The sequence below is a fragment of the Leclercia sp. LSNIH8 genome (assembly GCF_002920195.1).
Lineage (GTDB): Bacteria > Pseudomonadota > Gammaproteobacteria > Enterobacterales > Enterobacteriaceae > Enterobacter.
On the sequence record NZ_PQJY01000023.1, the window covers coordinates 1 to 9,548 of the forward strand.

At 48.8% G+C, this 9,548-nt stretch carries 10 protein-coding genes and 1 pseudogene; 5 read left to right on the forward strand and 6 right to left on the reverse strand.

Annotated elements, in window-relative coordinates:
• Positions 1–129: 129 nt before the first annotated feature.
• Positions 130–627 (forward strand): annotated as a pseudogene (locus C3406_RS25500) (Tn3 family transposase); the annotation flags it as partial.
• A gap of 9 nt (positions 628–636) precedes the next feature.
• Here the strand turns inward: C3406_RS25500 and C3406_RS25505 are convergent.
• The 4 genes from C3406_RS25505 to C3406_RS25520 are packed head-to-tail and all read right to left on the reverse strand — an operon-like array spanning position 637 to position 6,185.
• On the reverse strand, positions 637–1,002 hold the full coding sequence (locus C3406_RS25505) for a DUF6710 family protein (RefSeq protein WP_012561167.1): 366 nt from the start codon (positions 1,000–1,002) through the stop codon (positions 637–639).
• Complete coding sequence (gene mobF / locus C3406_RS25510; RefSeq protein ID WP_012561166.1) at positions 1,002–4,238, reverse strand: MobF family relaxase; 3,237 nt, start codon at positions 4,236–4,238, stop codon at positions 1,002–1,004. Before mobF ends, C3406_RS25505 begins: the two co-directional genes overlap by 1 nt.
• Positions 4,238–5,767, reverse strand: coding sequence for a type IV secretion system DNA-binding domain-containing protein (locus C3406_RS25515; protein ID WP_000342688.1), 1,530 nt, complete (start codon positions 5,765–5,767; stop codon positions 4,238–4,240). The genes mobF and C3406_RS25515 overlap by 1 nt, the downstream gene beginning before the upstream one ends.
• Position 5,768: 1 nt before the next feature.
• Positions 5,769–6,185, reverse strand: coding sequence for a hypothetical protein (locus C3406_RS25520; protein ID WP_001749975.1), 417 nt, complete (start codon positions 6,183–6,185; stop codon positions 5,769–5,771).
• 490 nt (positions 6,186–6,675) lie between these two features.
• Between C3406_RS25520 and stbA the strand changes: the two genes are divergently transcribed.
• The 4 genes from stbA to C3406_RS25540 all read left to right on the forward strand — a co-directional run bounded on the left by stbA (position 6,676) and on the right by C3406_RS25540 (position 8,716).
• Positions 6,676–7,095 carry a plasmid stabilization protein StbA gene (gene stbA / locus C3406_RS26675; protein WP_001749974.1) on the forward strand — a complete coding sequence of 140 codons (420 nt, stop codon included), beginning with the start codon at positions 6,676–6,678 and terminating at the stop codon, positions 7,093–7,095.
• A gap of 8 nt (positions 7,096–7,103) precedes the next feature.
• Complete coding sequence (gene stbB / locus C3406_RS25530; RefSeq protein ID WP_001749973.1) at positions 7,104–7,820, forward strand: StbB family protein; 717 nt, start codon at positions 7,104–7,106, stop codon at positions 7,818–7,820.
• A gap of 1 nt (position 7,821) precedes the next feature.
• A complete protein-coding gene (gene stbC, locus C3406_RS25535) occupies positions 7,822–8,190 on the forward strand; it encodes a plasmid stabilization protein StbC (protein ID WP_000414913.1) in 369 nt (122 codons plus the stop codon).
• A 181-nt stretch (positions 8,191–8,371) separates the two neighbouring features.
• Positions 8,372–8,716, forward strand: a complete 345-nt coding sequence (locus C3406_RS25540; RefSeq protein ID WP_000999874.1) for a hypothetical protein — start codon at positions 8,372–8,374, stop codon at positions 8,714–8,716.
• A gap of 110 nt (positions 8,717–8,826) precedes the next feature.
• On the opposite strand, the gene ccgAII is transcribed toward C3406_RS25540, so the two are convergent.
• Positions 8,827–9,147, reverse strand: coding sequence for a protein CcgAII (ccgAII, locus tag C3406_RS25545; RefSeq protein WP_001749971.1), 321 nt, complete (start codon positions 9,145–9,147; stop codon positions 8,827–8,829).
• Between the two features lie 54 nt (positions 9,148–9,201).
• Complete coding sequence (gene ccgAI, locus C3406_RS25550; protein WP_000214483.1) at positions 9,202–9,381, reverse strand: protein CcgAI; 180 nt, start codon at positions 9,379–9,381, stop codon at positions 9,202–9,204.
• Positions 9,382–9,548 lie beyond the last annotated feature (167 nt).

Below are 9,548 nucleotides of genomic sequence, written 5' to 3' on the forward strand. Positions count from 1 at the left end.
AGTACCAGCGTACGGCCCACAGAATGATGTCACGCTGAAAATGCCGGCCTTTGAATGGGTTCATGTGCAGCTCCATCAGCAAAAGGGGATGATAAGTTTATCACCACCGACTATTTGCAACAGTGCCCAGTCCACGCCTCAGAACTTGTGGGCTCGCTTTTAAAAAGTTCCCGTCCGTCAGGGCTGGCGCAGGCGATTATGGAGGTGGGACGGGTCAACAAGACGCTGTACCTCCTCAACTACATTGATGATGAAGAATATCGTCGCAGGATACTGACTCAGCTTAACCGGGGAGAAGGCCGTCACGCCGTGGCAAGGGCGATCTGTTACGGCCAACGTGGTGAGATTAGAAAACGTTACCGTGAGGGGCAGGAGGATCAACTGGGTGCGCTGGGGCTTGTCACTAACGCAGTTGTATTGTGGAACACGCTTTATATGCAGGAAGCGCTATCACATTTGCGCAGCGCTGGTGAGATCCCGGAAGACGAGCATATCTCACGCCTGTCGCCACTGATGTACGGTCATATCAACATGCTGGGACATTATACGTTCACGCTGCCGGAAAATATTCTGAAGGGAGAGTTGAGGCCATTAAATTTCAATTCAAACAATGAATTATTGCCTTAACGTGGTTTTTTACACGATTGAACCTCGAACCCCTATATCGGCTAAAGCACTCCGGTAGCTTGATTCACCCCACGGCCACGGCAGGATCTTGGCCGTCGCAAGCGCCAGGGGAAAATCTTCAGCTGCAAGCCTGAGTGATTTCATGTGCGTGTAATCCATCGCCCAGATGATTTTTGTGAAGAAGAACTCGCGCTCGTTCATGTCCGGGCGCGCGTCCTGGCCCTCCGTGCCAACGGCCAGCAAGTAATCGGCCTGAATTGGCAGTATCAGCGCGCGTAGTAAGTCATGGATCGCCGGTTGCGGCAGTCTGCGCGCCAGATTAATTACCCGGTCGAACTTCAGTTTATCCTGCTTGCGCTTGTCGGTCTGCTCCATCAGATTTCATGGCCCCCTTCTTCATGCTCATGCTCATGGGTGTGTTCTTTTCCGGTATGGCTCTGTTCCGCCTGAGACGTCTGCGGCATGGCGTAATCGTCGTAAATGCTGCTGTCAAAGTCGTAGTCTGATGCTTCGGCATAATGCTCGTAATCGGCATACTCCTGCGCGCTCCACTGCTGATCGTCGGCAGCAGCATAATCATGGGCCAGTTCTGCATCATTTTGCTGTGCTTCATGACGCCGCAGGCCAACGGAATCATCCATAGGGTTCTGCTTAAGATGAAAGGCGTCCTCTGCGTTGCTCACCGGCTGATAATCAGTGCCGGTTGTCATGTTATGTTCATCGGGTTTCTGGTTAAACGCCATGCTTTCCCCCGTGGCTTCTGGCAGACCTTTTTCAGCTGATCGGGTTTCTAAACTGGTATCGCGGCCAATATCCTTAAACCTGGCCTCAAGCCCAAAGAAACGGTCAATTTCTGCGGCCGTGGTTTTCGGGCTGTCGCGGCTCACGCTCGATGCCAAAGATTTTTTATCGTCGGTAAAAATTTCCACCTCATGACGCGCACGCGAAATACCAACATAAAAAACGTCCTTAGAAGTGGTAAGCGATTTGGTATCTATGTTGAACAACACGCGATCACAGGTAAGCCCCTGGGATTTGTGGACGGTGGTTGCATAAGCATAGGAAAGATAAGAAGCCTGTTTTTTGTCCAGCTCAACCGTGCGCCCTTTTTTGTCCTCAAGCGTCAGTTTTTCACCCTCCACGGTTTTCACCGTGAAGCGGTCGCCGTTGGCAACGTCCAGCGTTTTATCGTTACGCGTTACCATGACCTTATCGCCCGGCGCCAGTTCGGCGCTGACTGCCTGGTATACAGACAGCTTGGTGTGTGTACGCGGGCTGAAAGCGATCTGCTCACCGCTGCTGCTTTCAACCGTCAATTTGTTGCCCGGCCCGGTATCAAGAACCTGGTAAGACTCGCCCCGCTTCATACCATTTTTGTAATCCTGTTCGGGGATAATGATTTGCCCTTTACTGAAATAACGGCTGTCGCGGCGTTCCGCCTGTGTCGAATCCACGCGGTCAAGTAGCGTGAACGTTTCGCCGGTTCCGGCAAGCCCCAGATTGCCCCGGATGTAGTCATTGAGGGTTTTGCGTGAGGCGTTCGTACCAGAGATTATCAGGGTGGCATCCTGTTGTTCTGAGGACAGAGACAGGTAGCGATCGGCAAGTTGAGCGAGTCGGGGCGCTTCTTCCTTCAGTTCGTTCACGCCGGTGATATTTTTCAGGGCGCGCGCGGCATTACCTTCAGCGGCATACTTAACCGCCTCAAGCAAAACTTCATTCTTCTGTCGCTGAATGTCTTTCATGTAGCTGGTCTGCATACCTGCTTTAATCAGCTGCTCAAAAGGCTTACCGGCTTCTACCGCTTTCGTCTGTGACGTATCCCCCAGGAATACCGCGCGAGCGTTATGCTTCTCGATCACCTCCATCAGCTGTTTCATCTGCCGGGCGGGTATAACCCCGGCTTCATCAATGAATACGACTGATTTTTCATCCAGCTTTTTATCCTTCGCTTTGAGGAAGGCGGCAACGGTGCGGGCCGGTAATCCATCATCTTCAAGCGCTTTTTTCTGTGTCCCATAGGGGGCCAGCGCCGTGACCTTCAGCCCTTGTGACTCCAGCAGCTCTTTAGCGGCCATCGTCATATAGCTTTTACCGGTACCGGCGTAACCATGTGCGGCCACAAAACGATCTTTGCTCGTCACAATTTCTGTAACTGCGCGCATCTGCTCATTCTTGAGGGTTTTCCCGGCGAGCAGCTGGCCTGCAATCTCTGCGGTCAGCTGTCGCGGCATCTGCCCCCGGCCGCGTGATTCGATAGTCAGAATGGAACGCTCAAGGCGAATACCCTCCACGGTAGTGACGCGGTGGCTGGTCTTTTTAAGCCTGCCGTTTTTAATACCATCATCTACCGCAAAACGGGCTTTATCCGCACGCATCCCGCTATTCGTCAGCGAGTCGATCCACTCTTTGCGCGTCAGAGTTTCGGCCATAACTGAAGCACCGACCTTCAGCGTTGATTGATACCGGGCTTCGCCCTCGATGATGGCGCCCTTCTGTACCGCCTTCAGGTACGCTTTTTCAACATCGGCCATTGTGGCATGGCCCAGCACCTGCTTATTAGCGATCTGAATCAGCTTCTGGCGTTCAAAGCTGGCATCGCGCTCTGACAGCGACTTAACTGCAAACTGGATAGCCCGGTCAGCTTTAACCTCAGGGCTGGTAAAATCCGGGGCCATGTTGCGCGCAATATCAGCCTCCAGAGGTTTACCGTGTCCCTGCCATTCACGGTTATCAAAATCAATGCCTAGCGTTTTGGCGCGGCTGGCCCATTCCTGGTGAATTTCTTCACGGGAATGCTCTGTTTTCTTTTCACGCGTCGCCATCGAGACGCGGCTTTTCGTCTGAGCATCGGCGGTTTCCCGCGTCAGGCCCATTGCAGCGAGTCCCTTTTCAATTTGCTCCGACCGGCGGGAAAAAGCGCGAATCTGTTCGTCTGAAAAATGGGCCATATCGAACGTGTTATTTTTGCTGTTGTAACGCAGCTCATAACCGGCTTTGGTCAACTCCAGCGCCAGCTCCTGTTTGTAAACATCGCCCAGGTGCATTTTGTTACGCATCAGCTCATCATTTTTGAGCGCGCGCCACTGGCCGTCCTCGCGCTGGGTCATGTTCATGACAAAAGCGTGGGTGTGCAAATCAGGATCTAGCGCCCTGGACGTTTCGTGGCGAAAAGTAGCGACGACAAGGTTATTGGTATTCTGGGTTACTGATTTCCCCTGGCGAGTCGTCCGGGCCTGCGCGAGTTTTTCAGCTTCACGCACAGCAGCGGCAACAGCTTTTTCATGAGCCTCGATAATGGTTTTATCGCCGTGTATCAGCGCCTGCATGGATACCCCTTTAGGCGCTGAAAACGTCAGGTCGTAGCCCAGACGCTCTTTTTTGGCATCACCCACGTGTCGCTGCATATGCGTGAAGGTATCTATCTCTCCGACAAGCAGCTCTTTAAACCGGGCTGATTCAACGTCCCCGGATAAGCCGAGGGCTTCAGCTCCGGTTCCCTGCCAGGACGTGAATGATGAATCCTTACTGTAGTAATCATCCTTTGCATCAGAGTAGTAGCCCACAACGCTAGTGACGTTCTGGCGGGTAATCGTGGTTATATCAAGCATCAGATCTCCCTCAGTTCAATGCCAGGAACAGGGTTTTTGCGATGGTATTTAACGTGTTTAGCCTTGAACTTAGCGACGGGCATATCACCAGGCAACGCCAGATAGCCGGTGAGGTTTGGCAACATTGATATTTCGGTAGGCGTTACGGCACGAACAACTTTAACGTCGCGGCGTTTACGGACAATCCAGGGCTTCTGAGGATCGGATTCTTTACGCTCAACTTCGCCTTCTATCTCACCGAGTGAGCGCGACATTTGATCCAACGTTTCATCACCGAGACGGCTGCCGCCCAGCACGATGTTAGAACGCATGTTAGCCAGAATTGTCTGAGCCATATCCCGACCATAAACCTTAACCAGCTGAGAATAGGTTTGATAGCCAGCATAAACACACAGACCGCTTTTACGCCCTTTGGTCAGTGCATCGTTGAGGTTTGGCAGAAACTGGAGTGATTCCAGCTCGTCAATAAATACATTAATGCGGCTTTCTTTTTCACCCATACCCAGCACGATAGAAAAAATCGAATCCAGCCAGCAGGAAATTAGCGGATTAAGTGACCTTTTCATTTCTTCCTGCCAGGTGATAAACAGGGTTCCCGGCTTTCCATCATCAAGCCAGTCACGCAGGGAAAAATTACCTTCCGGCATTTTCAAATGTGGGGCAAGATTCTTACTGAGAACAAATCGCGCGCTTCCAACTGCTTTTTCAGACCCGGAAAAAATAGCTTCGGCAGGCGTCCCCATTAAAAATTCTTTTAATTTTTTCTGGTCAACGTTACAGGCCCAGTGAATAACTTCTTCCATAGTTACTGTGCTATATAGGCTGTGAAGTTTTTTCGAAACTTCACTAAAAATAAGACGGCCATAGCCGAACCATTCTTCAGTAGCCATATCAGGGCTTTCCTGAACAATAGAGTTCACTAAGCGCTCGTAATCATATGAACGGCGAATTTCATTGAAAAACACCCAGCCTTCAGTGCGTTTATCATAGGCGTTTAAAATAACATCGCCGGGACGATAGAAATTCTTTAAGAAGCCCCCATTTGGATCTAAAGCAATATTTTTGCCGCCTCTAATGATGCTCTTAAATAACAGTTCATTGAAAATTGTGGTTTTACCAGTACCGGTTGTACCGGCAATCGAAAAATGCAAGTTCTCAGCGTATGTAGGTATGGGGATATTAGCCACGGTTAACTGGTTGACACCTCTTTCGCGTGTTTTATCAGCGAGTGTTCTGGCGCGAACAAGCTCTGTACCACGATAAATCTTTTTGAATCTTTCGCCTTTAAACACGCGTGATTTATCATAAATGATAAAAGCGATCAGACCGCCAACACCAATAAACCAGCCAGCAATTAAAGCTGACCATAAAGGCCATAGCGAAAAAGTATTCTTAACCAGATACGGAATCAGGTATTTAGCCGTGGATGGATCAATACCGTAGGTAAATTTTGCAACTAGAAACCATACCATCACTGGAGGCAAAGTAATTGCAAATAAAAATGCTAAGCCTCTTTCTCTATCGTCCATTTCAGCGCTCCTTTTTTGGTTCCCAGACTTTGTAGCCGTTACGTTCAACCTCTGCTTTTGCCGCTTTGGTTTTGCCCGGTTCTGCTATCGAGCGCAGGAGGATTAGCGTTTCAATAGCGAGTGATTCATGCAACATCATCTGTCCTGCCGGTGGGAATTTTACGCCAGATAGCGTTTCGGTTATTGCCTTCAGCTCATCGCGCAGTGGGCCAAAATCCGCATCTGAAGCACGGTCAAAAAGATAATCCAGTTTGCGATTTACGTCGCTCAGCCGGTCGGCAACTATTTTCAACCCGGACTCCCGATCACCTGGGCCAGCTTCAATGCAGCGCCGCAGATAATCTGACCGATTACCTCCTGAAACCAGGTCTATATAGGCCAAAAGTTCATCTGATACTTTTGCGGTTATTATTGGCATTCAGTCCTCACATTGTGCATTTTTTAAACAAAAAATTGGGATCTAACAAGCTGAAATCTTAGTATTACCAAAGTAATAAAGCAAACTCATTATAAAACAATGAGTTATTGGGTGTTTTTAATACCTAATTATTACCGAATATTGTTGCTATTTATTTTTTTATCTTTTAAATCAGTATGATAGCGTGATTTATCGCGCTGCGTTAGGTGTATAGCAGGTTAAGGGATAAAAAATCATCTTTTTTGGTAGGGGCGATCTACGTAGGTTAAGGACTAACTGGCTAAAAAGCGTTCAATATTCCGTATTCATGCTTGCATGAATACCAGTACAACAAAAGTACATCAAAATTACATCAAAATTACATCACTTGAAGGTTGACAGTACAACAAAATTACATCATTCTTTGGTCATGAGGTAGCCAGTACAACAAAAGTACATCAAAAGTACATCAAAATTACATCAAAATTACATCATTCTAAATGAGGGTACTATGAAGCCCAAAAGTATCAGGGCGGCACTTCAGTTGATGTTGCCGGAAATAGAAGAAATGCTGTCACTGGGAGTTTCCAGGGAGGAAATTTATAAGGCAGTTTCTGAACGCTTCGGCCTGGAAGGTGTGAACGTTCGTAGCTTTGATACGTCCCTATATAGAGCGCGGCAAATCCGGAAAAATGGAATGCACAATACACATGAAAGGATGCCGAACAATGATGATAGTGTATTGCACAATACACAAAAAGGAGGTAGCGAGAAAGGTGCAGAGGAAAGTGTATTGCACAATACACAAACGCCGCCTGAGCCTGAACCGCAAGGAAGTGAAAAAAAAGAAAGTCCCGGCATTATTGATAAAGAGTTCTTCAATAAAATCAGTGAAGATTTCGACCCTAAGATGTTCAATAAAAAATTCTGAGGTGATTTATGAAAGTAGCGGTAATTAATTACAGTGGCAGCGTTGGTAAAACCTTAATTTCATCCTACCTGTTAGCCCCGCGTCTGACTGGAGCAAAATTCTATGCGGTTGAAACTATCAACCAGTCTGCTTCCGATCTGGGGATTGAGAATGTTTCCATTTTTAAAGGTGATGACTTTTCACGGTTGATTGAAGATATTGTTTTTGAAGATGCCGGGATTATTGATATTGGTGCGTCAAACGTAGAAGCGTTCCTGATGGCAATGTCCCGCTTTGACAGTGGCGCGAATGAATTTGATAAGTATGTAATCCCGGTTACGCCTGATAATAAGGCCATTGATGAAAGCCTGAAAACAGCACATACGTTAAGTAAGGCAGGTGTAAGCAGCGATAAAATCATCTTTGTTCCAAACCGCATTAGTCCAGATAGTGAAGTAGAGGATGTACTGGCGCCGGTATTTGAATTTGTCAAACGAACGAAAGTTGGCAAAATCAGCAAGAAATCTGTTATTTATAACAGTGAAGTTTTCGAATATCTCGCGTATCACCGTATCTCATTCGAAGCATTGACCGCTGAAGATCCAGAAGAATTTAAAGCCCGCGCTAAACAAACAACGGATGCTGACGAGCGCAAAAAACTGGCCCGCCGTTATACCTACATGAAACAGGCAATTCCTGTTAAAGCTAATCTCGATAAAGCATATGCGGCTTTAATGGGAGAATAAAATGGAAAAGCAGCCAGATAAATTTGAAGTTCTGATGGATTGGTTTTTAGGTGACGCGAAGGAAATCACCGCAAGTCAGAAAGAAATGACTGAGATACTTTCTGCGCTTTCGGAAAAGCTGGCAAAAGACACCGAAAGTTTAGGAGAGACGGCAGACTCTCTTAAACGGACTTTAGTAGAAAACCAGCGTTCAATTAGCCTGGCAATTAGTGATGATGCTAAGGCGCGTGAGGAATTTCTGACGAAGTTCCGCCGCGCGCAGGCGTCCAGAGCTGAGACGTTAACCCGTCAGATCCTTTTTATTACAGCTGGCTGCACTATTGTGGGCGCCGCCGTGGGTGCCGCGATAGCCATAATTCTACTGAGATAATGTAAACCGGGCATGTCCCGGTTTTTTTTCAAGCGAAGCGCGGAGGCCGCAGGCCGGAGGCATTAGTGGCCGCCGCCCGAAGGGGCGAGACGCGTAGCGGCTCGATGCGCAGCACGGCAGAACGGCCCCGCAGGGGTAATGCCCGGTTTAATTCAACGTGACAGTCACGTGGAGGAAAAATATGAATGACCGACAGCGTGAACAAGCCCGTATTCGCCAGGCCCGGCGCCGCGCGCGACTCAAAGAGGAAGGCGCTAGCGTGACAGTCACGCTAACAAAACAGGAAGAAGCAATGTTACAGGAGCTTTGCCGGGTTCGTCGTCCAGGACGAACAGCCTATTCCACGAATGAGTTTTTCCAACTGCTGCTGATCCGAAACTGGCAACAGTGGCAGGAGCAAAAGGCGCAGCTGGGGAAATGCCAGGCTTGCGGAAAGCTGAAAGCGGAGGGAGGTTGCGGCGGCGAACGGCAGAGCGAAACCTTTAACTGCTGGCTAGCCGTCGAAGCAAACGAGCTTAATGTGTAGTGTATTGTGCTATACAGAAATTGCCAAAAGCAGCGCGGAGTAATAACTGAAACGGCCGCGCAGCGGAAAGAAAAAAGCCCGGTCAATCCGGGTTTTTTTCTTTCGGCGGCTCAGTAATCGTCTAGATCTCCGCAGCCCAGCGGGCAACAATTACGCTCAATACCGTGGCTGCAATAATCGTTTTCCCGATCCTGCCGGATTTCTTCCGCGATCTCGTCTTGGGTCAGATAGTCAAATTCACGCCGCGCTACCGCGATCAGTTCTTCCCGATACTCGGCCGGAACGCCAGCAAGATAGCCGTCAATAACCGCGCTCAGGCGGCGCTGATACAGTTCATAAATCAGGCCGCAGCGGGGCTGCTGTTCGCGCGCAAAACTCTCACACTGGCGACGAAAATCTTCAAGAGTCTGCTCAAGGGTTTGTGTGGTCATGTCGTTTGTCCTCGATCTTTCTGTTAAAGACCCGGCTTGGCCGGGTCGTCAGTGCTATTTAGTTTGTTGCAGCAGCTGGTCTAATTTTGCCGCCAGTGCATACGTCGATGTGAAAGCGCCTTGCAGGCGCTGATTAGGCAGCTGGTTGAACGCTTCGAGGCAGGCGCGCAGCAATAATTCTTTCTGAGATTCGACTTCTTTTTTCAGCTGGGAAGGGGTGGTAACAGTGGTCATGCTTACTCCTTAGTGATCCGATACCGGCAATTTTTCGGGTGGCGGTATTGCCTCCCGATGATTTAATTATCGGTGATTACGCCTTTAAAGTCAATACAAGTACGGAATTTATTTACATGTTTTTATGCCCGTCAGGGCATGGAAGGCGACCGCGCCGGACTCCACCG

Excerpts from the sequence above, each read along its gene's own strand:
- C3406_RS25505 (WP_012561167.1), bottom strand. The coding sequence starts at position 1,002 with ATGGAGCAGACCGACAAGCGCAAGCAGGATAAACTGAAGTTCGACCGG.
- mobF (WP_012561166.1), bottom strand. The coding sequence starts at position 4,238 with ATGCTTGATATAACCACGATTACCCGCCAGAACGTCACTAGCGTTGTG.
- C3406_RS25515 (WP_000342688.1), bottom strand. The coding sequence starts at position 5,767 with ATGGACGATAGAGAAAGAGGCTTAGCATTTTTATTTGCAATTACTTTG.
- C3406_RS25520 (WP_001749975.1), bottom strand. The coding sequence starts at position 6,185 with ATGCCAATAATAACCGCAAAAGTATCAGATGAACTTTTGGCCTATATA.
- stbA (WP_001749974.1), top strand. The coding sequence starts at position 6,676 with ATGAAGCCCAAAAGTATCAGGGCGGCACTTCAGTTGATGTTGCCGGAA.
- stbB (WP_001749973.1), top strand. The coding sequence starts at position 7,104 with ATGAAAGTAGCGGTAATTAATTACAGTGGCAGCGTTGGTAAAACCTTA.
- stbC (WP_000414913.1), top strand. The coding sequence starts at position 7,822 with ATGGAAAAGCAGCCAGATAAATTTGAAGTTCTGATGGATTGGTTTTTA.
- C3406_RS25540 (WP_000999874.1), top strand. The coding sequence starts at position 8,372 with ATGAATGACCGACAGCGTGAACAAGCCCGTATTCGCCAGGCCCGGCGC.
- ccgAII (WP_001749971.1), bottom strand. The coding sequence starts at position 9,147 with ATGACCACACAAACCCTTGAGCAGACTCTTGAAGATTTTCGTCGCCAG.
- ccgAI (WP_000214483.1), bottom strand. The coding sequence starts at position 9,381 with ATGACCACTGTTACCACCCCTTCCCAGCTGAAAAAAGAAGTCGAATCT.